Annotated in this window: 19 protein-coding genes and 3 pseudogenes; 12 read left to right on the plus strand and 10 right to left on the minus strand. The window is 71.1% G+C overall.

The genetic code is table 11. The annotated features are described in order from the left end of the window. Nucleotides 1-85: 85 nt before the first annotated feature. From ACGFZQ_RS15845 to ACGFZQ_RS15855, 3 genes are read right to left on the minus strand one after another with little or no spacing between them, the layout of a single operon-like run. Nucleotides 86-1,300: an aminotransferase class V-fold PLP-dependent enzyme gene (locus ACGFZQ_RS15845; protein WP_393840861.1), complete on the minus strand. Its 1,215-nt coding sequence runs from the start codon at nt 1,298-1,300 to the stop codon at nt 86-88. Beyond that, the gene (locus tag ACGFZQ_RS15850; protein ID WP_393840862.1) at nt 1,297-2,634 is read right to left on the minus strand and encodes a pyridoxal-phosphate dependent enzyme; all 1,338 of its coding nucleotides are present in this window, start codon (nt 2,632-2,634) and stop codon (nt 1,297-1,299) included. The genes ACGFZQ_RS15845 and ACGFZQ_RS15850 overlap by 4 nt, the downstream gene beginning before the upstream one ends. After that, entirely contained in the window at nt 2,631-4,100 is a 1,470-nt protein-coding gene (locus ACGFZQ_RS15855) for a Y4yA family PLP-dependent enzyme (protein WP_393841192.1), read from the minus strand. The genes ACGFZQ_RS15850 and ACGFZQ_RS15855 overlap by 4 nt, the downstream gene beginning before the upstream one ends. A 403-nt stretch (nt 4,101-4,503) precedes the next feature. Here ACGFZQ_RS15855 and ACGFZQ_RS15860 point away from each other — a divergent pair, with 403 nt between their 5' ends. The 3 genes from ACGFZQ_RS15860 (at nt 4,504) to ACGFZQ_RS15870 (ending at nt 7,210) form a co-directional block, all read left to right on the plus strand. Next, a complete protein-coding gene (locus tag ACGFZQ_RS15860; protein ID WP_393840863.1) occupies nt 4,504-5,439 on the plus strand; it encodes a metal ABC transporter solute-binding protein, Zn/Mn family in 936 nt (311 codons plus the stop codon). Between the two features lie 74 nt (nt 5,440-5,513). After that, nucleotides 5,514-6,332: a metal ABC transporter ATP-binding protein gene (locus tag ACGFZQ_RS15865; RefSeq protein ID WP_393841193.1), complete on the plus strand. Its 819-nt coding sequence runs from the start codon at nt 5,514-5,516 to the stop codon at nt 6,330-6,332. Then, the gene (locus ACGFZQ_RS15870; RefSeq protein ID WP_393840864.1) at nt 6,329-7,210 is read left to right on the plus strand and encodes a metal ABC transporter permease; all 882 of its coding nucleotides are present in this window, start codon (nt 6,329-6,331) and stop codon (nt 7,208-7,210) included. Before ACGFZQ_RS15865 ends, ACGFZQ_RS15870 begins: the two co-directional genes overlap by 4 nt. 11 nt (nt 7,211-7,221) lie before the next feature. On the opposite strand, the gene ACGFZQ_RS15875 is transcribed toward ACGFZQ_RS15870, so the two are convergent. Next, nucleotides 7,222-7,530, minus strand: coding sequence for a nuclear transport factor 2 family protein (locus ACGFZQ_RS15875; protein WP_393840865.1), 309 nt, complete (start codon nt 7,528-7,530; stop codon nt 7,222-7,224). Between the two features lie 472 nt (nt 7,531-8,002). Between ACGFZQ_RS15875 and ACGFZQ_RS15880 the strand changes: the two genes are divergently transcribed. Both ACGFZQ_RS15880 and ACGFZQ_RS15885 read left to right on the plus strand, forming a co-directional pair. Then, complete coding sequence (locus ACGFZQ_RS15880) at nt 8,003-9,085, plus strand: NlpC/P60 family protein (protein ID WP_393840866.1); 1,083 nt, start codon at nt 8,003-8,005, stop codon at nt 9,083-9,085. Between the two features lie 4 nt (nt 9,086-9,089). Further along, the gene (locus ACGFZQ_RS15885) at nt 9,090-10,004 is read left to right on the plus strand and encodes a hypothetical protein (RefSeq protein ID WP_393840867.1); all 915 of its coding nucleotides are present in this window, start codon (nt 9,090-9,092) and stop codon (nt 10,002-10,004) included. Between the two features lie 202 nt (nt 10,005-10,206). On the opposite strand, the gene ACGFZQ_RS15890 is transcribed toward ACGFZQ_RS15885, so the two are convergent. After that, a complete protein-coding gene (locus ACGFZQ_RS15890; RefSeq protein WP_393840868.1) occupies nt 10,207-10,896 on the minus strand; it encodes a M24 family metallopeptidase in 690 nt (229 codons plus the stop codon). A gap of 254 nt (nt 10,897-11,150) precedes the next feature. On the opposite strand from ACGFZQ_RS15890, the gene ACGFZQ_RS15895 reads away from it, so the two are divergent. After that, nucleotides 11,151-11,570: a molybdopterin-binding protein gene (locus tag ACGFZQ_RS15895; protein WP_393840869.1), complete on the plus strand. Its 420-nt coding sequence runs from the start codon at nt 11,151-11,153 to the stop codon at nt 11,568-11,570. Nucleotides 11,571-11,902: 332 nt separating this feature from the next. After that, nucleotides 11,903-12,538: a molybdopterin-dependent oxidoreductase gene (locus ACGFZQ_RS15900; protein WP_393840870.1), complete on the plus strand. Its 636-nt coding sequence runs from the start codon at nt 11,903-11,905 to the stop codon at nt 12,536-12,538. Here ACGFZQ_RS15900 and ACGFZQ_RS15905 read toward each other — a convergent pair. Beyond that, nucleotides 12,493-13,434 (minus strand): winged helix-turn-helix transcriptional regulator, encoded by a 942-nt coding sequence (locus tag ACGFZQ_RS15905; RefSeq protein WP_393840871.1) that lies wholly within the window; start codon nt 13,432-13,434, stop codon nt 12,493-12,495. The genes ACGFZQ_RS15900 and ACGFZQ_RS15905 overlap by 46 nt on opposite strands. 92 nt (nt 13,435-13,526) lie before the next feature. On the opposite strand from ACGFZQ_RS15905, the gene eno reads away from it, so the two are divergent. Beyond that, entirely contained in the window at nt 13,527-14,810 is a 1,284-nt protein-coding gene (gene eno / locus ACGFZQ_RS15910; RefSeq protein ID WP_351729615.1) for a phosphopyruvate hydratase, read from the plus strand. Between the two features lie 114 nt (nt 14,811-14,924). Here the strand turns inward: eno and ACGFZQ_RS15915 are convergent, their stop codons facing one another. Beyond that, a complete protein-coding gene (locus ACGFZQ_RS15915) occupies nt 14,925-15,446 on the minus strand; it encodes a winged helix-turn-helix transcriptional regulator (protein WP_393840872.1) in 522 nt (173 codons plus the stop codon). A 97-nt stretch (nt 15,447-15,543) separates the two neighbouring features. Here ACGFZQ_RS15915 and ACGFZQ_RS15920 point away from each other — a divergent pair, with 97 nt between their 5' ends. After that, entirely contained in the window at nt 15,544-17,124 is a 1,581-nt protein-coding gene (locus ACGFZQ_RS15920) for an MFS transporter (protein ID WP_393840873.1), read from the plus strand. 35 nt (nt 17,125-17,159) lie between these two features. Continuing rightward, complete coding sequence (locus ACGFZQ_RS15925; protein WP_393840874.1) at nt 17,160-17,996, plus strand: hypothetical protein; 837 nt, start codon at nt 17,160-17,162, stop codon at nt 17,994-17,996. 24 nt (nt 17,997-18,020) lie between these two features. On the opposite strand, the pseudogene ACGFZQ_RS15930 reads toward ACGFZQ_RS15925, so the two are convergent. Next, a pseudogene (locus ACGFZQ_RS15930) lies at nt 18,021-18,128 on the minus strand (cupin); the annotation flags it as partial. On the opposite strand from ACGFZQ_RS15930, the pseudogene metE reads away from it, so the two are divergent. Further along, nucleotides 18,129-19,547: pseudogene (gene metE, locus ACGFZQ_RS15935) on the plus strand (5-methyltetrahydropteroyltriglutamate--homocysteine S-methyltransferase); the annotation flags it as partial. It abuts the pseudogene before it with no gap. A 5-nt stretch (nt 19,548-19,552) separates the two neighbouring features. Here the strand turns inward: metE and ACGFZQ_RS15940 are convergent. Next, a pseudogene (locus tag ACGFZQ_RS15940) lies at nt 19,553-20,023 on the minus strand (transposase); the annotation flags it as partial. 282 nt (nt 20,024-20,305) lie between these two features. Here ACGFZQ_RS15940 and ACGFZQ_RS15945 point away from each other — a divergent pair. Next, nucleotides 20,306-20,479 carry a hypothetical protein gene (locus ACGFZQ_RS15945; protein ID WP_393840875.1) on the plus strand — a complete coding sequence of 58 codons (174 nt, stop codon included), beginning with the start codon at nt 20,306-20,308 and terminating at the stop codon, nt 20,477-20,479. 97 nt (nt 20,480-20,576) lie between these two features. On the opposite strand, the gene ACGFZQ_RS15950 is transcribed toward ACGFZQ_RS15945, so the two are convergent. After that, nucleotides 20,577-23,042, minus strand: coding sequence for an endonuclease/exonuclease/phosphatase family protein (locus ACGFZQ_RS15950; protein WP_393840876.1), 2,466 nt, complete (start codon nt 23,040-23,042; stop codon nt 20,577-20,579). Between the last annotated feature and the right edge of the window lie 112 nt (nt 23,043-23,154).

Below are 23,154 nucleotides of genomic sequence, written 5' to 3' on the forward strand. Positions count from 1 at the left end.
CGAATCTACAGGTGGAAACGGTTTTCATTCGTTCCTGCGTCCTGCATTCAGTCCAGTCCGTATTCAGTCCGTATTCAGTCCGTATTCAGTCCAGTGACGCGAGTACCAGCAGCAGACGGTCGATCTCCGCCTCCGTGTTGTACACATGCAGGCTCACCCGTACCGAACCGTCCTTCGCGGTCGCCCCGGCCTGGCACAGACTGTCCGCCCGCACCATGAAGCCGTAGCTGAAAAGGATGAAGCCGAGGTCGTCGGAGGGGATGCCGTGGTGCCGGAAGGTGACGATGCCGTGGCGCCGCTGGTCGGCGGGGAGGGCGGAGTCGGCACCGAGACTGGACTGGCAGCCCAGGATCTCGTACGAGGTGAGGTGCCGCAGCCCCTCGGTCAGCCGGGCCGTGAGGGCGCCGGTCCAGCGGGCGACACGGTCCGTGCCCACCGCGCCGAGCCAGTCCAGCGCGGCCTCCAGGGAGGCGATGCCCACGGTGTTGGGCGTGCCCTGCCAGCCGCCGGGCTCGAACACCGGGCCGCGCGCGTTCCTCGCCCACACCGCCCCGGTGCCGGGCAGGGCCAGTGCCTTGTGTCCCGAGAAGACGACGAAGTCGACGTCCAGTGCCGACTCGGCCACGGAGACCGGGAGATGGCCGACGCTCTGGGCCGCGTCCAGGCAGATCGGCACGTCCGGGCCGACGGCCGCGCGGATGCGGTGCACGTTCATGTCGCCGCCGTACACGTGGTGGACGTGCGTGGCGGCGACGAAACGGGTGCGCGGGCCGACGACGTCGTCCAGCGCCCGGTGGTCGTAGTCGCCCGACCGCGTCTGGTACGGCAGTGCGCGCACGCCGATGCCGATCCCCCGGTCGGCCAGCAGCCGTTGCGCCTCCAGCCAGGGGTCGAGGTTCGCCCGGTGATCCGCGAAGGGGACGAGAATCTCGTCGCCGTCGGTGAGGTACCGGGTGAGCCAGTCCCGGGCGACGGTACGCAGCCCCTCGGTGGTCCCGCTCGTGAAGTGGACGGCGGATCGCCGCGGTTCCGGGTCGGCGAGGAACTCCTTGACCCGCTGCCGGGTCCGCTCCACCAGTTCCGTGGTCCGGTTGGCCCACGGGTAGGTGCCGCGCCCCGCGTTGGCGTTGGCCGTCGTGAGATAGGCGTGTACGGCGTCCAGCACGGCCCGGGGCTTCTGCGAGGTGGCCGCGCTGTCGAAGTAGGCCAGTTCGGGGTGGGCGGTGATGATGGGGAACTGCTCCCGCAACTCCCGCTGCCAGCCTACCGATTCGGCCCGGCGGGACGACTCGACGCTCATTCCCGCACCAGCGGCGCACCCGCGTCCCGCCACGCCACGATCCCGCCGGCGAGGCTGCGGACGTCCGGATGCCCCAGCCGGGTCAGCAGCGCCGCGTACCGGGCGGACTTCTCGCCCACCGGACAGGCCAGCAGGACGGGCTGCGCCTTGCTGAAGGGCAGTCCGGCGCGGACGAGTTCGTCGAAGAGCTCGTCGACGATGTTGACGGACCCCTCGATGTGCAGCGCGGCGTACGCGTGCGGGCCGCGCAGATCGACGACGAGCGGGCGCGGTTCGCCTGCGGTGATCCAGCGCCGCGCGCCTTCGGTGTCCACGGTCCGCGCCCCGGCCCGGACCTCGGCGTCGGTGAGGGCGGTGACGGAGTGTCCCCGGCGCGGCCCGCCCAGCAGTTCGGGGCGACGCTGCCGTACATAGCTCAGGTAGCTCTCGGCCCGGTCGCAGACGATGAAGACCGCCGTGTGACGCGATGCGGAATCCGTCAACTCCGCGTCCAGGGACCGCAGATGGCGGACCGCGCCCAGGTAGGCGGCGCCGCCGGTCGGTCCGGACAGCAGTCCGCAGCGGCGGATGAGGGTGAGCATGCCCTCGATGGCCTCCTCGGAGGTCACCGACTCGATGGTGTCGTACGTCGCCGGGTCGAACAGGCCCACCTGGTGCACCTCGTCGATGGTGCGGATACCGGGGATGAAGTCCGACTTGTCGGCGACCAGGCCGAGGACCCGTACGTCGGGGTCGTGCTCGCGCAGCACCCTGGCCACGCCGGTCGACGAACCGGCCGTACCGACGCAGGCGACGAACCAGTCGGGGGCGCGTCCGTCCAGGTCCTTGATGATCTCCGGGCCGGTGCCGGCCGCGTGCGCCTCGGTGTTGAGCGGGTTGAAGTACTGATCGGTGTGCAGATACGTGCTTCCCGGCTCGGAGAGCGCCTGGTGGAAGCGGGTCAGCGGATCGTCCGTGTCGGTCGGGTCGAGACATTCGCTCTGTCCGGGCAGTTCCTCGATCTCGGCCCCCAGCAGCAGGAGCAGTTCCCGGATCTCCGGGACCCGCATCCGGTTGGTGACGCTCTTGAAGCGCAGGCCGTGCATTCCGGCGAGGAGGGCGAGGGCCTTGGCGGTGTTGCCGCTGGAGAGTTCCACGACCGTCTCGCCGTTCCCGGCGGCGGCTTCGAGCAGCGGGCGGGCCATGTTCCAGGCGGGCCGGTCCTTGACCGAACCGAAGGGGTTGAGCATCTCCAGTTTCGCGTACAGGTCGATGTGGCGCAGGCCGTGCACGGCCGGGTCGATGCGTACCAGCGGTGTGTTGCCGATGGCCTCCGTGATGCTGTCGTACCTCATGACCAGGCTCCCCCGGGATGTGTGATCGGCCAGTACTCCTCGTCCAGGCACCAGCGCCAGGAGTCCCCCTCTCGTACGACGGCCACGGTCCGGGCGACCGGCTGCCGTTGTGCGTGATGGGCGTGGAAGTCCATCGCGTACCCCGCGGTGTTGGCGAAGGCGAGCAGGTCCCCGGCGCGCGGCAGCCGGGGCAGGAAGACCGTGCGGCGCGTGATCAGATCGGCCTCCAGGCAGAGATTGCCGACGAGGTGCACGCCCACCGGGACCTCGCCGTCGTCCGGTTCCGCTCCCGGGCGGGGCAGGAGCACCGGATCGACGAGCACACCGTGCTCCTCCAGACTCACGTCCCCGGCGTTCATCCCGAGACGCACCAGATACTCGCCCGACCCCGAAGTCCCCTCCGTACGCCGTACGTCCAGGACGCGTGCCAGGGAGAGCCCGCACTGGTCGACCAGGGCCCGGCCCGGTTCGGTGTACAGGTCGTACAGGTGCTCCAGAAGCAGGGTGGCCGACGGGCGGCCCAGGGAGGGCGCGGGCAGGGAGAGGAGTTCGTCGAGGTAGCCGGGGCCGGCGGTGGGGCGGTGCGCCGGATAGAGGGCGGCCGTCCCGCGTACCGTGCCGCCCTCGTTGCGCAGCCCGTAGCCGTGGCCGCGCCAGGTCAGCGGCGGGCGGGCGCCGAGCACCGCCTCGGTCAGCGCGGTGGTGTAGCGCTCCCACTCGCCGGCGTCGGCGACGTAAGCGGCTCCGAAGCCGCCGCCGATGTCGAGGACGCGCGGTGACAGGCCCCGGGCCCGGCACTCGTCCATGACCTTCACGCAGCGCTCCAGGGCACGGGCCTTCTCCGCCTGGGCGGTGGTGTCCAGGTGGTAGGCGATGCCCGTCAACTCGACGGCGTCACGGTGCCGTTCGACGGCGGAGAGCAGTTCGCCGACGTCCCCGGCCGGCCAGCCGAAGCGGCTGCGCCGCGAGAGCAGTCGCACGCCCTGGCGGTCCCGACCCGACTCGAACTCGGAGAGCCGCAGCAGGACATCGACGCGCGGCAGGCCGTACTTCCTTACCAGTTCGGCCAGTTGGTCGAGTTCGTGGGGGGAGTCGAGGTTCACCGTCACCCCGGTGCGGGCGGCCAGCCACAGGAACTCCGGCGTCTTGGGGCCGGTGGCCATGATCCGGTCCGGGGTGAAGCCGCCGCCCAGGGCGTGTCGCAGCTCCCCGAGGGAGGCGACGTCGATGCCGACCCCGGCCGGGTCCGCCGCCGCCAACCTCCGCACCAGCGCGCTGGACCGGTTCGCCTTGTGCGCGAAGTACACCCGCCCGGCGAGGTGGTGCGCACGGCAGACGGCCCGGAACCGCTCGGCGTTCTCGGCGATCCGGTCCGGGAGCAGCACGTTGAGCGGCGAACCGAGCGCGTCGACAAGGGAGTGCAGGAACGGTCCGCCTTCCAGCAGCGAGCTGAGCGGTGGTTCCAGTCGTGGTCGCAGATACAGGGGCACTCCCACGACAGGCACCTTCCCTTTCGGCCTGCATCGGCCGAGCGGCTCCGACGACCGTTCGGGCGTAATCATTTCCGCCTACAACCGTCATTAAGCGCTCAGGATCGGACACCTCATGACAGCTGGCGCGACACCCTCGAACCACACACGCAAGACGTAAAACGACAGGTTTTGCCACACGCACATGCCCGCATGCGGCGACCTCGACGGAGTCCGCCGCACGCGCGGCGTCACGTCAAGGCTTGGCAACGATTTTCATATCTATTAGATCCAGCCATGGTCCTGACATTCATTTCCATCTAGCGTGACGGGGGTCCGGCTTCGACCGGCCGTTCCCACCCTTGCGAAGCATCCCGCACCAACCCGTCGTGGAGGACCCATGCCCTCGTCCCCGTCCCGCAGCCTGGCGCTCATGGCCGGCGCCACCCTGGCCCTCCTGGCCGGCTGCGGCAGCTCGTCGGACTCCGGAAGCGACGGGAGTTCCGCGTCGGGCCCGGCCTCCTCGTCCAGGATCCCGGTGGTCGCCTCGACGAACGTCTACGGCGACATCGTCGAGCGGATAGGCGGCGACCATGTCGACGTCACCTCGATCATCAGCGACCCCGACCAGGACCCGCACTCCTACGAGGCCGACACGCAGAACCAGTTGACCCTGTCCAAGGCGAAGGTCGTCGTCGAGAACGGCGGGGGCTACGACGACTTCGTCGACCGCATGCTGAAGAGCAGCGACTCCGCCGCCCAGGTGATCAACGCCGTCAAGGTCTCCGGGAAGACCGCCCCGAAGGGCGGCGAGCTCAACGAGCACGTCTGGTACGACTTCCCCACCGTCGCCAAGATCGCCGACAGCATCGCCGCCGCCCTGGGCAGGGCCGATGCCACCGACGCCGCGACCTTCACCCGGAACGCCGAGACCTTCAAGGCGCGGCTCACCCGGCTGGAGTCGAAGGAAGCGCAGATCAAGAAGGAACACGGCGGTGCGGGCATCGGCATCACCGAGCCGGTGCCGCTGTACATGACCGAGGCGAGCGGCCTGGTCGACAAGACGCCCGCGGAGTTCAGCGAGGCCGTCGAGGAAGGCAGCGACGTCTCTCCGAGGATCCTCCGGGAGACCCTGGCCCTGTACAGCGACAAGCAGGTCAAGGCGCTGGTCTACAACGCGCAGACCTCCGGTCCGCAGACGGAGAAGGTCGAGAACGCGGCCAAGGCGGCCGGCGTCGCCGTCGTGCCCGTGACCGAGACGCTGCCCAAGGGCAAGGACTACCTCGGCTGGATGACGTCGAACGTCGACGCGCTCGCCGGCGCGCTGGCCGAGTGAGGCGAGCGGCCGTGACACCCGTACCTCACTCCCGCCGCGGCGACACGGAGGCCGGCGGCAGCGGCACCGCACCGGTGCTCAGCCTCCGCGGAGCCGCCGTGTCCTACGGCGAGCGGGTGGTCTGGCAGGGCCTCGATCTCGACGTACGGCCAGGGGAGTTCCTGGCCGTGCTCGGGCCGAACGGGTCGGGCAAGACCAGCCTCGTCCGTGCCCTGCTGGGCCGGCAGCCGCTGTCCGCCGGAACGCTGACGGTCCTCGGCCGGCCCGCGCACAAGGGCGGCCGGCACATCGGGTACGTCCCGCAGCAGGCGGCCCTGTCCGCGCAGGCGCTGCTGCGCGCCCGCGACCTCGTGCGGTTCGGGATCGACGGGCACCGTTTCGGGCCGAGGCCGCGCACGGGCGCCGTCCGCCGCCGGGTGGACGGGATCCTGGAGGCGGTCGGGGCGTCGGCGTACGCCGATGTCCCGCTCGGCCTGCTGTCCGGAGGCGAGCGCCAGCGGGTGCGCATCGGGCAGGCCCTGGCGACCGATCCGCGGATCCTGTTGTGCGACGAGCCGCTGCTCTCCCTCGACCTGAACCACCAGCGGGCCGTCACGGAACTGGTGGACGCCCGGCGCCGTTCCCACGGCACGGCGGTGGTCTTCGTCACCCACGAGATCAACCCGGTCCTCGGTCTTGTGGACCGGGTGCTGTACCTGGCGCGGGGCGGCCACCGGACCGGGACACCCGAGGAGGTCCTGACGTCCGCATCGCTGTCCCGGCTGTACGGCACCCAGGTGGACGTCGTCCGTGTGCACGGCCGGGTCGTGGTGGTCGGAGCACCCGACGAGGTCGCCGCACCGCCCCACCACCCCGCCCGGGAAGCCCACCGGACCGACGGAGTCCGCTCATGACGTTCGCCGACGGGATCTGGCAGCAGGTCTTCAGCTTCGAGAACTACGGCGAACTGCTGGCGCTGGTCCGCAACTCCCTGATCGTCGGTGCCGCGCTCGGCCTGGTCGGCGGCCTGGCCGGGGTCTTCGTCATCATGCGCGACCTGCCCTTCGCGGTGCACGGCATCAGCGAGCTGTCCTTCGCGGGTGCGTCGGCGGCGCTGCTGGCGGGGGCCGACATCGTGGCGGGCTCGATCGCCGGTTCACTCGTCGCGGCCGGCGCGATCGGCATCCTCGGAGCGCGCGCCCGGGACCGCAACTCGGCCATCGGCATCCTGATGCCCTTCGGCCTCGGCCTCGGCGTGCTCTTCCTCGCCCTCTACAAAGGCCGGGCGGCCAACAAGTTCGGTCTCCTCACCGGGCAGATCGTCGCCGTCGACACCCCGCAGACGAAGTGGCTGCTCGGCACCTCGGCCCTCGTCCTCGTCGTCCTCGCGGTCATCTGGCGCCCGCTGGCCTTCGCCAGTGCCGACCCGGACGTCGCCGAGGCCCGCGGGGTGCCGGTGCGGGGACTGTCCTTCGCCTTCATGCTGGTGCTCGGTCTGACGGTCGCCCTGTCCGTGCAGGTCGTCGGTGCCCTGCTGGTCCTCACCCTCGTGGTCACGCCGGCGGCTGCCGCCGCCCGCGTCACCGCCTCACCGGTTCTGCTCCCGCTGCTCAGCGTGGCCTTCGCCGTGCTCTCGATCGAGGGCGGGATCCTGCTCGCCCTGGGCAGCTCCATCCCCATCAGCCCCTACGTCACGACCATCTCGTTCACCGTCTACGTCGTCTGCCGGCTGGTGGGCGGCCACCGCGGCCGACGGCGGGGGGCCAGGAGGTCGGCCCCGCACCCCGCGTGAACCCATGAGCCTCAGGAAACGTCCTTCCGCAACGACGTGATGAGGAGGTCAAGGTCCCCGCGTACCGTGTACGCACGGATCGGGTCGATGTAGTCCCGTGACTCGATGATCCGGCCGTCCCGGACACGCATGACGAAGACGCAGGGCACCTTGGCGGTGGAGTCGTCCGGCAAGGTGAACTCGTAGGCGAACTCGGCGACGATCACCTCGGGATCGGCGGTCTCGTGAACGAGGACATCGACGACCCGCCTCTTCGGCAAGGACTCCGGACCCTCCGGTGGCACGGTGAAGTGCTCCTGGAGCGCACGCCGACTCGTCAACGGCTCGGACTCCGGCGTCGCCATCGGATGCCGGACATCGGTGACCTAGCCATACAGGTCGGGCAACTCGCTGAGGTTCCCCTCGGCGACCCCATGAACAAGCCGGAGAAACACCTCACGCGGACTCGGACTCACCAGACCTCCCCAAGTAGTACGCACAGCCGGCTAGTGATCATTGTCTCGTGCTAGAGCCCGGCCCTGCGGGCTGTTTCGGCCCTCCGGCCCCGCCCCGGCAACCAGTTGCTCTCCGAGTCGTTGAGTTCCCGGGGCTCAGGGCCGGCTCCGGAGAGGCCGGCACCCGCTCGTGCAACGTGTGCTGTTTGCGACACGTGTCGGGATACAAGGGGCCGCCGTTCAGGGGGAGGTACTGTGTTCGAGGCTCGAACGGTCCTCCGTGAGAACCGCGGTGGCAACCGCGATGGGCAAGTCATCCGTCTGAGCCGCCTGCACGCGACCTCTGAAGATGGAGCCGATGAACGTGTCGACCGGCGGCAGACGACTGCGCGGCCGCGCCGCCATAGCAGCCCTCGTCTGTGCGATCACCCTGTTACCGGGCCCGAGTTACGCGGCCCCGGGCGCACCCGATCCAGGCGACGACCAGTCGATCGAGGACATCCACAACGAGCTGAACGGCCTCTACCGCGAGGCGGAGGTGGCCACCGAGGCGTACAACACCGCGGACGTGAAGGCGACCGAGCAGGAGAAGCGGCTGACGTCGCTCCGCAAGGACCTGGCCCGCACCGAAAGCCGGCTGGACGATCTGCACGACCTCGCGGGTGCGGCCGCCCGGACGCAGTACCGCGGGGGCAATCTCGACTCCACGGGCATCCAGTTGCTGCTCGGCGACCACCCCGACCAGGCTCTGAACGACGCCTCCCAGGCCCGTCAGGCCCTGCGGAGTCTGGTCAACGTCTCCGAGAGCCAGCAGAGCGCCCGCGCGGAGCTGGACCGGCAGACCGACGCCGCCGCGGAGAAGCTGCGGGAGCTGAAGAGCAGCCGCGCGAACAAGGCCGAGGCGAAAGGGAAGATCGAGAAGAAGATCGCCGAGGCCGAGCGGATCGAGGCGGGACTCAAGAAGGAACAGACCCGCAAACTGGCCCAGTTGGAGAAGGAGGAGGCGCAGCAGGCCAAGTCCGAGTGGACGGGGCCCGATTCGGGCGGCACCTCGACCGGTTCCGGCTCGGGCGGCGGCCGGGCGAAGGCGAGCGGAGCGGCCGCGAAGGCCGTCGACTTCGCGATGGCGCAGACAGGCAAACCGTATGTGTGGGGCGCCGTGGGGCCCTCGTCGTACGACTGCTCGGGACTCACCTCCACGGCGTGGGCGGCTGCCGGGCACCCCATACCCCGTACCTCGCAGGCGCAGTGGCAGGGGCTGACCCGGGTCAGCCTGGCCTCCGTGCAGCCCGGAGACCTGATCATCTACTACGACGCCACGCACGTGGGCATGTACATAGGAGGCGGGCAGATCGTCCACGCCCCGCGGCCCGGACGCACGGTCACGATCGCCCCGGCCGCCTCCATGCCCATCGTCGGTGTCGTCCGACCCGGAGTCTGAACGGATGACCTACTCGCTGACCCCCCGTAACGAGGGGAACCTGCCCGCGCTCAGCGCACCGCCGCTGATCCGGCTCGACGCCTATGTGGCCGAGGACGGCTCGACGGTGGTCAACGGCCATCTGCTGGAGATGGGCGGCACGCGGCCCCCCAACGAGGCGATACTCGACGCCATCGCCATGTTCGCCCGCACCCTGCGGGCTCCGGTGGCGGCCACCGTCATCGACCGCACCGTGCAGCAGGTGGCCCGCCTGCGGGTGTACCCCGACGGCTCCAGCCGGACCATCGCCGACGAGGAGGACCTGCCGCCCGGGCGCGAGCGTACGGCCGCGGAGGAGGAGTCGTTTCCTCCGCTCGCCCGCGTCGAACGCATCATCCAGCACGCGCAGCGCGAGGAGCTGCACGCCGCGTTCGTCCTCGCCAGCGCACTGCGGGAGCACCTCACGCTGCGCAGGGGCGCGGAGGACGAACTCTCGCTGGAGGCACGGGCGATCGAGGCGTACCTCGCGTATCAGCGCGGCGACTACATGCTCTCCACCGTCCTCGCGCTGACCGTCGCACGCATCCGCTGCCGCACCGATCTGAACCGGGCGGCGCCCGAGGTGGCCCGTGCCACCGCGGCGTGGCAGCGGCTGATCGACGAGGGCCAGGTGGCCACCCGGGGACAGGAGTTGCTGCACATGTGGGAGCACCTGTCGTCGGAGGGCCTGCTGCTGGAACCGTCCCACCAGGCCATGGCCCAGGCCGTCCGGGGCCGGCTCGAACGGCGCGGCCGGTCCGTACCGGCCCCGGCCACGGCGCCGGCCCTGACCGCGGGCCAGAACCCGATCGCCCCCGAGGACCAGCCGCTCAGGCCCACACGACGGGGCCTACGACGTTTCACCCGCCGACCCGGCCGGCCCACCGAACCATCGTCCTAGGCCGGAGCGGCGACGTACTGCCGAAGGTGCCGTGCGGGAAGTACCCGGTGGCGATCACCGTGTCCGGCCGCTTCAGCACGCGGTCGCGCACGGCTTCGGCCCGGTCCGGATCGGCGTCCGAGGAGAACGCGAGGTTCGGATCGGCGGTCTCCTTCGGGACCGCTGCCGCGGCGCGCTCTGCCCGGACACCGCCCGGGACGGATCAGAGCGTGAGGAGCTCCTCGTAGAAGCCGCCGAACTCCCGCTGCCGGTCGACGAGATGGATCTCCAGGATCCAGTGGCAGGTACGGCCCGCCTTGTCGGTGCGGCGCAGAGGCGTGTCGTTGGCGGGTGCGATGTACGACTCGGTGTCCGCGCCGTCGATCTTCTCGTGCGGGAACTCGCCGACCAGGTGGCCGGCGTGCCAGCCGCCCAGTTCCCAGCCGGCCTCGGCGGCCAGCCGCTCCACCTCGGCGTACAGCCGCTTCCCGGTGATGTCCGGATCGGCCTCGAAGAACCGCTTGCCGGCGGCGAAGACCTTCGCCAGGTCGTCGCGGAGCCGTCGTTTGACCGGGTCGTCGCCGAGGACGAAGGTCCGCCCGAAGTCGGCCTCGTACTCCTCGAAGATCGGCCCGAAGTCGGCGAACACGATGTCGTCCGCGCCGATCAGGCGCTCCGGCGGGTTCTCCCGGTACGGCTTGAGGGTATTCGGGCCCGAGCGCACGATCCGCTTGTGCCAGTGCCGGGTCGTACCGAAGAGTTCGTTCGCCAGGTCACGGACGCGGTCGCTGACCGCCCGCTCTCCTTCGCCCGGCGCCACCAGCCCCCGCGTCTCCATCTCGGCGAAGAGCCGCTCGGCCTTTGCCTGGGCGTCCAGCAGTCGGGCCGCCCGTGTGGGTTCATCATGAGCCATAGCAGGGAAGGTACGTTTGGCTGCACTCACGAGTCAATCAGATTGAACTGCACCTGACGTGTCGGCCTCGCCGCGGCGAGCGCGGCACCGATGGCGTACGGCGCTCTCGGATTTGCCAGGGCCGGGCGGGCACACGGGTGGCGGATGCGACGGGTGGCACAACGGGCGTTGCCGAAGCGGCTAGTTTATGGATTCACGATCCATACAAAGCGTAGCAATTCATCCCGGTCCACCCTTCCGTGAGGCGCCTCGTCATGAGTCTGAGCATCCGCAACCAGATCCCCGGCACTGTCACCGCCGTCACCGTCGGCGAGGTGATGGCGACCGTCAAGGTACGCCTGGACGGCGGCCAGGACCTCACCGCCGCGATCACCCTGGAGGCGGTCAAGGACCTGGGCCTCGCCGAGGGGTCGGCCGTCCGGGCCATGATCAAGTCCACCGAGGTCGCCCTCGCCACCGGTCCCGTGACCGGGCTGTCCATCCGCAACCGGCTGCCCGGCACGGTCAGCGACGTCGCCGTGGGCGGGGCGATGGCCACCGTCAAGGTCACTGTCGACGGCGGCGAGCTCACCTCGGCGATCACCAAGGACGCGGTCGCCGACCTCGGTCTGACGGCCGGTTCGCCGGTCGTGGCGCTGATCAAGTCGACCGAGGTGTCCCTCGCGACCGCGTGACACCGGTCGTACCTGGTCAGACGCCGGCCCGGTCGGACCTCGCGGGGGCCGAAGCCCTGCTCGGTGACGGGCCGGGCGCGTACCCCCGTACGGCCCTGTGCCGGCCACCGCACCGCCATGTCCGCCGGCTCACGCATGACCGCGGCCCCCTTCGTTCCGCGCGTCGGCCCCGGGGAAAGCGCCTGGTGGGCAGGGGCGCCGTGGCGGAATCGCAGGGAGGGCCCGCCTGCGGACACTCGCCGCGCCCCGGTCCGGCCGCACCCCGCGTGAGCGCCTACCCTGCACAGGGTAGGCAGCCCTGACCAGGACACCGGTGAGGAGAGAGGACCCGCATGACAAGCGACCGACCAGGCACGGCCGAGGCCCCCGGCCGGATCCCTCCCGGCCAGCGCCTGGTGCACGGCTGGCCGGTCTCGCACTACGGCCCGGTCCCCCGCTTCCGCCCAGAGCGCTGGAACCTGCGGGTCTTCGGCGCCACCGCCTCGGGCGGGACCCACGAGTGGCACTTCGACGACCTGGCCACCCTCCCCCACGTCACGGTCGTCGCCGACCTGCACTGCGCGAGCGGCCCCACCTCCACCGGCCACGAGTGGTACGGCATCCCCGCCGGCACCGTCCTGGACCTGGTCCCGCCCGCCCCCGGGGTCACCCACGTCATGGCCTGGGCGGAGTACGGCTTCTCCGCCAACCTGCGCCTCAGCGACTTCACCTCCCCGCACACCCTGATGGCCACCCACCACAACGGCGAGCCCCTCACCGCCGAACACGGCTTCCCGCTCCGTCTGGTCGTGCCCCACCTGTACGGCTACAAGAGCCCCAAGTGGCTGCGCGGCATCGAGTACATGACCGCCGACCGGCGCGGCTTCTGGGAGGAACGCGGCTACCACAACATCGCCGACGCGTGGCAGCAGCAGCGCTACTCCTACCAGGAAGCGGAAGCGGACGGGCCGGCTCCCGCGGCTCCCTGACCCCATCCGCCCGAGCCCGGTCGACCCCCGTCCGCGGCAGCGCGGTTCGACGCCAGTCGCAGACTCTCCGCGACCGCGTGCGGGATGTCGTCGACCGGGAACAGCGCGTGCCGTACGGTCCGTTCGGCGTCGACGACCAGGATCAGGCGCTTGTGGCGCAGCCGGCCCGCACCGCGGAAGGCCGGCAGCCGCAGGGCCGCCGCCAGTTGGTAGGCGGCGTCGGAGAGCAGGGGGTACGGGATCTCTTCGGCGCGGGCGAACTCCGCCTGTTCGTGGCCGAGTTGGGTGCTGATCCCGCGTATCTCCAGACCCGCCTTCCGGAATTCGGGCCAGGCGTCCCGGAACAGCCGGTTCTCCAGCGTGCAGCCGGGGGCGCCGGGGATCGGCGGCTCGCCCCATTCGACTCCGGTGCCGGGGTAGGTGAACAGCACGGTCGCCGGGGCGTCCGGGGAGACCAGGGGCACGTCGGTGCCCTGCGCGGCGGGCAGTTCGAGGCCGTCGGGCAGGCGGGTGCCGACCAGGGCGTGCACGCGGGCGTGTTCGGCACCGTCCGCCGCCGCCGTCGCGGTGAGGCTGCCGTCGCCCAGTACCCAGCGGTCGCCCCAGTCCTGCATCGCGACGAGCAGCGGCAGCAGCCCGGCACCGGCGTCGGTGAGCAGGTACTCGTAACGCACCGGCCGCCGCTGATAGAGGCTGCGGTGCAGGACACCGTGGGCGACGAGCCTGCCCAGCCGTTCGGTGAGCACCTTGCGGGACAGGCCGATCTCGGCGGCCAGCGCGTCGAAGCGGACATGGCCGCGGGCGACCTCGCGCAGCACCAGAACATTCCACCAGTCCCCCAGGACCATGGCGGCCTGGGCGGTCCCGCAGGTCTCGTCAGCGTTGTGCATCCTCATGCACCCATAGTAAGTTCCCTTTCGGGACTCACTTTGTTTCTCGATGGAACTTACCGCCCGTCAGCGCACGGGCCCAGCGTGAGGAGTGCATCGTGACCGCCATCAGCCGGGTCGTCGCACGCGAGATCATCGACAGCCGGGGCAACCCCACGGTCGAGGTCGACGTGGAACTCAGGGACGGCTCACTGGGCCGCGCCGCCGTCCCCTCCGGCGCCTCCACCGGCGCCCGCGAAGCGGTCGAACTGCGCGACGGCGACCCGACCCGCTTCCACGGCAAGGGAGTCCGGCGTGCCGTCGACGCCGTGAACGAGAGCATCGCGGACGCCGTGACCGGACTGGACGCCGAGGACCAGGCGACCGTCGACCGCACGATGATCGAGCTGGACGGCACGGAGACCAAGTCGCGGCTCGGCGCCAACGCCCTGCTCGGCGTCTCCCTGGCCACCGCCAAGGCCGCCGCGGCCGCCCACCGGCAGCCGCTGTACCGCTACGTCGGCGGCGTCGACGCCCGTCTGCTGCCGGTGCCGATGATGAACATCGTCAACGGCGGCGCCCACGCCGACAATCCGCTCGACTTCCAGGAGTTCATGATCGCGCCCATCGGTGCGGCCACCTTCGCCGAGGCCGTCCGCATGGGCTCGGAGGTCTTCCACACCCTGCGCGGCAACCTGCTGGCCGCCGGCCACAGCGTCAACGTCGGCGACGAGGGCGGCTTCGCCCCCGACCTGCGCACCGCCGACGAGGCCCTGGACTTCGTCGTCCGCGCCATCGAGCAGACCGGCTACAAGCCCGGCACCGACATCACGCTCGTCATGGACCCGGCCAGCTCGGAGTTCTTCCACGACGGCGGCTACGACTACACGGGCGAGGGCGTCCGCCGTACCCCCGCCGAACACGCCGACTACCTCGCCGCCCTCGTCGACCGTTACCCCGTCGCCTCCGTCGAGGACCCGATGGCCGAGGACGACCACGCCGGCTGGCGTGACCTGACCGCCCGGCTCGGCGACCGCTGCCAGCTCACCGGCGACGACGTCTTCTGCACCAACGAGACGCTGCTGCGCGCCGGTATCCGCGACGGCATCGCCAACTCCATCCTGGTGAAGGTCAATCAGATCGGCACCCTCACCGAGACGCTGGCCACGGTCGCCACCGCCCACCGCGCCGGGTACACGGTCGTCATGTCCCATCGCTCCGGCGAGACCGAGGACACCACGATCGCCGACCTTGCCGTCGCCACGGGCTGCGGGCAGATCAAGACCGGCTCGCTGTCCCGCTCGGACCGCACCGCCAAGTACAACCAGCTCTTCCGCATCGAGGAGGAACTGGGCACCCAGGCCCGCTACGCGGGTCGAGAGGCACTCGGGCTGCGCCGCTGACCCGGCCGTGACAGGTGGGGGCGTGCCCGCGAGTACCGGTGAGCGAGGACGCCGACCGGTGGGCCACCCGGACGGGCCGTCGCCGTGTCCGAGTGACGAGCCGGGGTGCCGAGGTCAGGAGTGCGCGTCGGGCAGGTGCGGGAAGAGGGACTCCGGGGTGATCTCCCCCTCGCAGTGCCCGCACCCGGACTCCATCCGCAGGGGGTGCCCGCACTCGTGCCGGAAGGCGACGGCAGGGGTGTCCACCGCCCACCTGTCGCCCCACTGCAGCAGGCCGATCATGACGGGGAAGAGCTCCTGACCCGCCCGCGTCAGGTGGTACTCGTGACGGGGAGGGTGCTCGCTGTACAGGCGCCGCTCGATCACGCCCGCCGCTTCGAGCTTGCGCAGCCGGTCGGCGAGGATGTCGCGCGGTGCGCCCGTGAAGCCGGCGATCTTCGCGAAGCGGTGTACGCCGTAGGACATCTCCCGTAGCGCGAGCAGCGACCACCGCTCGCCGACGATCCCCAGTGCGGCGGCGATCGAGCAGGGGCGCACCCCCACCGGCATGCCCGCCATGACCGAGGCCAGCGGCTCGGCGACGGCCCCGGCGCTGCCCGTCTGCGACTCCCCGGCCTGTTGCGGTTGTACGTCCATGAGCCCACGTTACCCCTGGTTGGTTGTGTTTCACGACCCACTCGGGGTAGCGTCGCGACCCGTCGGTAGGAAAATCAAACTCACCTGTGAGGACAACATGGCCGTACCCGAGGGGGCCGCCGCGGCCGCACCTGCCGGGTCAGCGACGACGCAGGAGCCGGTACAGGACGCGGCCGCCCGCCGGCACGCGTTGCGGGTGCTGGCGCTGAGCAGCCTCGGCGCGTTCGTGGTGTTCCTCGACACCACGATCGTCAATGTGGCCTTCGAGACCATCGGCCGCAGCTTCCACGCCACGGCCGGCCATCTGGCGTGGGTGCTCAACGCCTACAGCCTGGTCTTCGCGGCCGTCCTCATCCCGGCCGGCCGGCTCGCCGACCGTTACGGGCGCAAGCGGGTCTTCCTCATCGGCATCACCGGCTTCGCGGCGATGAGCGCCCTGTGCGGGCTGGCGCCGAACGCCGGAATGCTCATCGCGGGACGTGCCCTGCAAGCGGCGTTCGCCGCCCTGGTCACCCCGACGTCGCTGTCCCTGATCCTCCCGGAGTTCCCGGCGGCCAAGCGGCCCGTCGCGATAGGCACCTGGGGCTCCATGGGCGCGGCGGCCGCCGCACTCGGCCCCACCCTGGGCGCCCTGCTGACCCAGTACGCCTCCTGGCGCTGGATCTTCCTGGTCAACGTACCGATCTGCGCGGTGATCGCCTTCTTCGGGCTGCGGCTGCTGCGCGAGGCCCGCGACCCGCACGCCCACGGCCTGCCCGACCCGCTCGGCGTCCTGCTGATCGCCGCGATGCCCGCCGCGCTGAGCCTCGCCATCATCGAGGGCCCGAACTGGGGCTGGTCGGACCCACGGGTGATCGGCGCCTTCGTGCTCGCCGCGCTGCTGCTCCCGGCCTTCGTCCTGCGCGACCGTGCCACCGCACAGCCCGTGATGGACTTCGCGCTCTTCCGGGTCCGGCAGTTCCGGCTGGTCAACGCGTCGACTCTGGTGTTCGCCGCCGCCTTCTACGGCATGCTGCTCAGCAACATCATCTTCCTGCAGACGGTGTGGCACTACTCGGTGCTGCGCGCCGCCCTCGCCACCGCGCCGACCCCGCTGGTGGTCACCGCCGTGGCCCGCACCGCCAGCCGCCTCTCCCACACCCACGGGGCACGCCGGGTGCTGACCTTCGGCGCCCTCTTCTGGACGGCCGGCCTCGCCCTCATCGCGGTCTTCGCGGGCGCCACCCCGCACTGGACCACCCACTGGCTGCCCGCGGCGCTGCTCACCGGGCTCGGTGTCGGGCTCACCCTGCCCGTCCAGTCCGGAGCCGCCGTCCAGGCGCTGCCGCCGGGGCGGTTCGCGCTCGGCTCGGCGATCAACGCGAGCCTCCGCCAGCTCGGCGCGGTCCTCGGCATCAGCCTCTTCGTCGCCGTCCTCGGCACGCCCACCGCGGCCACCGCCGTCGACTCCTTCCACCGGGTCTGGTGGCTCCTCGCCGCCCTCGGCCTGGCCTCCGGCGCCCTCCTGTGGACACCGGGCCGCCGGGCCGGCACGGACACCGGAACAGCCGAACAGAAGCCGGCGTCCGGGCGCCCGCCTCCGGTCGTGAGCGGCCTCCCCGCGACGCGCGGATCCGGACGGCGACCGGATCGAGGGGGCGGCACGGCTCGCCGCCGGGGGCGTGCCACCATCGGCTGACCCCGCATGTGACCACCGGCCGAGGAGAAAGCACGATGTCCGCCCGCCCGAGCCTGCTGTACGTGACCGACCTCGCCTACCCGGCCCGCGGGCGTCGGTACGGCGACGAGGACGTCTTCCTGACCGCCCGGCTCCGCGCGGACTTCGACATCGCCCTGTGCCATCCGCTCGACGCCGCGGCCCTGATGGACCGCTTCGACGCGGTCGTGGTCCGCAACAGCGGTCCGGTACTCCACTACCAGCGGGAGTACGACGCTTTCCGCGACCGGGCCAGGCAGGACGGCATCCGGGTCTACAACCCGCTGAACGGCCGGGCCGACATGGCCGGCAAGGGGTACCTGCCCGACCTGACCGCGGCCGGATACCCGGTCATCCCCACCATCGACCGGCCCCAGCATCTGGACCGCCTGCCCGAGAGCGACCAGTACGCGGTCAAGCCCAAGGCGGGAGCGGACTCCATAGGCCTGACCTTCGTGGCCCGGGACCGGCTGGCCGACCTCACCTACGGCGACATCCTGGTCCAGCCACGCGTCGACATCCGCTACGAGGTGTCCTTCTACTTCGTCGACGACGCCTTCCAGTACGCGCTGCACGCCCCCGACCCCGGCCGCCGCTGGGTCCTCGAACCGTACGAGCCCTCTGCGGACGATCTCGTCTTCGCCCGGCGTTTCATCGACTGGAACACGCTCGGCCACGGCATCCAGCGCGTGGACGCCTGCCGGACCTGGGAGGGCGGCCTTCTCCTGGTCGAGCTGGAGGACCTGAACCCGTATCTGTCCCTCGACCTCGTCACCGACCGGACCCGCGACGCCTTCGTCACCCGGATGACCGCCTCCCTCCACGACTTCCTGGCAGCCGGTTCGCGCATCTGAGTCACGGCGGCGGGGGCGGGGCTGTCATCTCCCGTCGGCCGGAAGCGCGTACAGACCAGGGAGGTTGACGACGATCGCCTCCTGGGTGCTGCGCGCGATGACGACCACCGCCTCGTCGGCGGGATCCGGGTGGCTCCGGTCGAGGGGCTGGCGCTGGACTTCACCGAATCGGCCGCCGCCGACCTGGACGCGCTGGCCGCCGTCGGCGGGCTGCCCGGCAAGCGCCTGGTCGCCGGTGTCGTCAACGGCCGCAACATCTGGGTCAACGACCTCGCCGGGTCCCTGTCCACGCTCGGCACCCTGCTGGGCCTGGCCGACCGGGTCGACGTCGCCGCCTCCTGCTCCCTCCTCCATGTGCCGCTCGACGCGGCGGCCGAGCGGGACCTCGAGCCGCAGATCCTGCGCTGGCTGGCCTTCGCGAAGCAGAAGACCGCCGAGATCGTCACCCTCGCCAAGGGTCTCGCCCAGGGCACCGACACCATCGCCGCCGAATTCTCGGCCAACCGGGCCGACCTCGCCTCCCGCGCGAACTCCCCCATCACCCGGGACCCGGCGGTCCGCGCCCGTACCGCCGCGATCACCGACGCCTACGGCCGCCGCTCCCAGCCGTACACCGCGCGGGCCACCGCCCAGCGCGCCCACCTCGGGCTGCCGCTGCTGCCGACCACGACCATCGGCTCCTTCCCGCAGACCGGCGAACTGCGCACCGCGCGCGCCGACCTGCGCACAGGCCGGATCGACACGGCCGGCTACGAGGAGCGGATCAGGGCCGAGATCCAGGAGGTCGTCTCCTTCCAGGAGAAGGCCGGGATCGACGTCCTGGTGCACGGCGAGCCCGAACGCAACGACATGGTCCAGTACTTCGCCGAACAGCTGACGGGGTATCTGGCCACGCAGCACGGCTGGGTGCAGTCGTACGGCACCCGGTACGTCCGGCCGCCGGTCCTGGCCGGCGACATCTCCCGCCCCGAGCCGATGACGGTGCGCTGGACGACGTACGCCCAGTCCCTGACCGGCCGCCCCGTCAAGGGCATGCTGACCGGTCCGGTCACCATGCTGGCCTGGTCGTTCGTCCGCGACGACCAGCCGCTCGGCGACACCGCCCGCCAGGTCGCCCTCGCCCTGCGCGACGAGGTCGACGACCTGGAGGCGGCCGGGACGTCCGTCATCCAGGTGGACGAGCCGGCCCTGCGCGAGACCCTGCCGCTGCGCGCCGCCGACCGCCCGGACTACCTGGCGTGGGCGACGGAGTCGTTCCGGCTGACCACCGCGGGGGTGCGCCCGGAGACCCAGATCCACACGCAGATGTGCTACGCCGAGTTCGGCGACATCGTCCAGGCCATCGACGACCTGGACGCGGACGTCATCAGCCTGGAGGCGGCCCGCTCGCACATGCAGGTCGCCCGTGAACTCGCCGCACACGGCTACCCGCGTGAGGCCGGACCCGGTGTGTACGACATCCATTCGCCGCGGGTGCCGAGCGCGGCGGAGGCCGCCGAGCTGCTCCGCACCGGTCTGAAGGCGATCCCCGCCGAACGGCTGTGGGTCAACCGTTCCTAGAGACTGAGCGGGAGTGAGTCCTGTTGCCAGGATTCGTGCTCAGCCGGACGCCCCGGACGGTGTTGGGCGTTCTGGTCGACCGCGTTCGCTCCGCGTCCGGGCGGCACGGATCGTGTCCGTGGTCCGGGGATGCGGGGGCGGTGTCCCTCATGTCCTGGGGCAACCGAACTGGCCTGGACGGTCCGATGCCCGCACCCATCGCTCTGGTGGGTGCGGGGCGGTGCCGTCCGACGCCGGATCGGGTGTCCCAGGGCGCGCCTTCCGATCGCCACGGCGGCTGCGTCGTGGCGGGTGGTGTTCCTGGTGTTGCTGGTGAGGGGTTTCTGCCAGTGCTGGGCGCCCCATTTGCTGGTGTAGGCGGGGTCGACGGCGATAACGGGGATGCCGAGTTCGGCCGCCATGGACACGAGCCGGGCCCGCAGCCGGGAGGTGGGCATGCCGGAGATGAGGTTGCGGAACCGCTTGCGCACCTGGCCTTCAGATCACGGGAGGCAAGCGATGCGAGGTGGTCACCGACCAGGCACAGAACCTTCTCGTCCTCGCCGGCCAGGCCCTTGAGCCGGGTACGGACCGCGACCCCCGAAGGACCGGGCACCACGAACGGCACCGCCACCTCCCGCAGTCCACCCACCGCCCGCACCCCCGACCCGGTCCCGTCAAAACCCGTCACCCCACCCAACGACCACCGCCAGTGAAGGTCACGCATTCGACACAGGAACTCCCGTTCCCCGCCCAGAGCGAGCCTGCCAGTGCCCGCAAGGCTCACTCATGCGCGCCAGAACGCGTCCAATCGACGCCGATCCCCACCTGTTCACAACCCCGACTGCGGCCTGAAGACCCGCGCCTGGCCCGAGACCCGAACCTCCCTGGAGAACCTGGTCAGCGCGGCCCGCACGGTCCGGGCGGAACTGTCTGCCTCCTGAGGCCGCGGCACCCGCCGGGCCGGGGCCCGTATACGGCTCCCGGCCCGGCGGGTTCTGCAACAGCGACTGCTGGATGCGCCGGTGGCACCCGTTGCCGTTACCCCTGGTGCGGCCTCGGCTGGTGGGCCTTCTTGCCGCACTTCTTCACGTCGATCCGGACGACCTGGGGGTCGTGGTCGCTCGCCTGGTCGGCGAACTCGGAGTTGATGTGGACGACGTCGTAGTCGTAGTGAGTGATGGAGGGGCTGGTCAGGATGTGGTCCAGGGTCTGGCTGTTGCCGTCGTAGACATAGCTGTAACGCTGGGACACCGGAAGGGTGTTGATGAGGTCCGTGAGGTCGTTGCCGTCGTCGGTGAGGGTCTTGACGGCGTCGGAGAACTCGAAGTCGTTCAGGTCGCCGGCGGCCACGATCTGGGCCCGGGGATCGGCGGCGAGCAGCGACTCGACGAAGGCGTTCTCCTCCTCGGCCTGGAGCCCCCGCTGGGTCTCCGAGGAACGGGTCGGCTCCTGGTAGCGGCCGTGGACCGGGTCGTCGCCGCCCTTGGAGATGAAGTGGTTGGCGATGACGAAGACCGTCTGCCCCTGGAACTCGAACTCGCCGACGAGCGGCTTGCGGCTGTCCGTCCAGGCGGCACTGGCCGGGTCGATACGGCCCGGGGAGGCGGACAGATGGGCCTGGCCCCTGCGGTCCTTGACCACGGACACGGCGGTGGTGGAGGCGTCGCCGGAGGCCGCGCGGTCCACGAAGGAGACCCGCTTGGTGTTGAAGAGGAAGACCTGGCGGATGTTGCCGCCGGGCTCGCCGCCGTCCTCGTCGTTGACCGGGTTGACGTACCGCCAGGCGTACTTCGGGCCGCCGGCCGCCACGATCGCGGCGGTGAACTTCTTCAGGGTCGCCTCGGCGGAGACGGTGCCGTCGTCGGTGGCGCCGTTGTCGTCCTGGATCTCCTCCAGGGTGACGATGTCGGGCGAGGAGAGGTTCTCGACGACGCCCTTGGCGAGCCGGGCGAACTTGTCGTCGCTGTCGGTCGGGTCGAGGTTCTCCACGTTGTAGGTGGCGAGCGCCAGCTCGTCGTGCTTCTGCTTGCGCGTCACCTCCTGCTGGAGACCGTTGTCGACGGCCGTGCCGGTGGTGGCGGAGGAGGGGGCGAGCAGGTAGCCGCCGAAGTCGGAGTAGTCGACCGGGCCGGTGGTGGAGCCGGCCAGCTTGTCGCCGACGTTGAGGACGGGGGTCGTACCGTCGGCCGAGACGATCTCGATACGGCCGGTGTTCTGCTGGTCGTAACCGCCGTAGAGGGTGCCGCCGCGCTTGGTGGGGTTCTCCTGCGGCTTGGCCGTCACGAACATCTCGCCGTAGGTGTTCGTCGCGCCGACCACGCGGGCGTCGGAGACCGAGGCGCGCATGCCCTCGATGGACTCGTAGAAGTCCTGGGAGTAGACGGTCGGCTGGAGGGTGAGGCCCTCGATGCTGCCGCCGTTGTCGGTCGGCGTGTACTCGTCCGGGATGGTGGAGGCGTTGAGGGCGACCGCGTCCGGGAGGGCGTTGCCGGTGGAGAGGGTGGTGGAGACCGGGCTGCCCAGCTCGGTGACCGACTGGGCGGCGGAGGCCGGGTAGTACTCCGAGACCTTGCCGCTGACCAGGACCGAGTCGCCGACCGAGACGGTGGGCGTGGCGGAGCCGGTGTAGACGAACAGGCCTTCGCTGGTGGCGGGGTCGGCGTCCGGGGTGGGGTCCTGGATCCAGTAGCCCTTGCTGCCGGTGGTGCGGACGGCGGTGACGATGCCCGGGACGCCCACCACGCTCTGGCCCTTGAGGGACGAGATGCGGGTGGTGCCCTGGATGTCGTGGATGCGGAAGGCGCCGGGCGCGGTCGGGCCGCCGGGGCCGCCGCCGGTGCCGCCGCTCGCGGTGTCGCCCGCGCTGTTGGTCGGGGTGGGCGTACCGGCCGTGAAGTCCGCCGAGTTGTCGTCGGTGTCGGCGAGCGAGGCGGCCCGGGACACGGAGGTGGTGTTGCTCGTCGCCGGCGCGGCGGTGCCCTCGCGGACGACGGCGGTGCCGTAGCCGAGGAGGTCCACGACGTTGGCGTCGCCGGTACAGTCGGCGGCCGTCTTGCAGGTCAGCGCGGTGGTGCCCTTGACCAGGGCCACGGTGCCGGCGGTGGCGGACATCGCGGTGCTGCCGGTCGCGTCGGCGGTCGGCAGGGCGGTCGTGCCGCCGGCGCCCGCGCCCTCGCCGACCAGGTAGGTGCCGCCGGCGGGGAGCGCGCCGGTGAGCGGGGTGACCTGCCACGGCGAGTTCGCGGAGGCGGAGGCCGGGAGGTACTGGACGCTGTAGCCGTCCAGGGAGTAGGCCGCCGTGGAACGGTTGGCCAGCTCCACGAAGTCGTTGGTGAGCGTCGCCCCGGAGTTGCCTCCGCCGCCGTACGCCTCCGAGATGACCGCGCTCGCCGACGGGGTGGCGAACGCGGCGGGCAGCGGCGCCACGATGACGGCCGCCGTGGCCGCCGCGGCCACGAACGCGGCGCCGGCTACCCGCGATGCGCTGGGTCTGTGAATCTGCACGAGGATGACTCCTTCAACGTCCGCCGGAGAAAGGGCACATGACGTGCTTTCGACCGGTGCGATCCATGCGACCGGCTGAGGTTACGCGCGTAGAACTGACGTAACAAGGGGT

It is taken from the genome of Streptomyces sp. NPDC048254, from assembly GCF_043201895.1.
Taxonomy (GTDB): Bacteria; Actinomycetota; Actinomycetes; order Streptomycetales; family Streptomycetaceae; genus Streptomyces.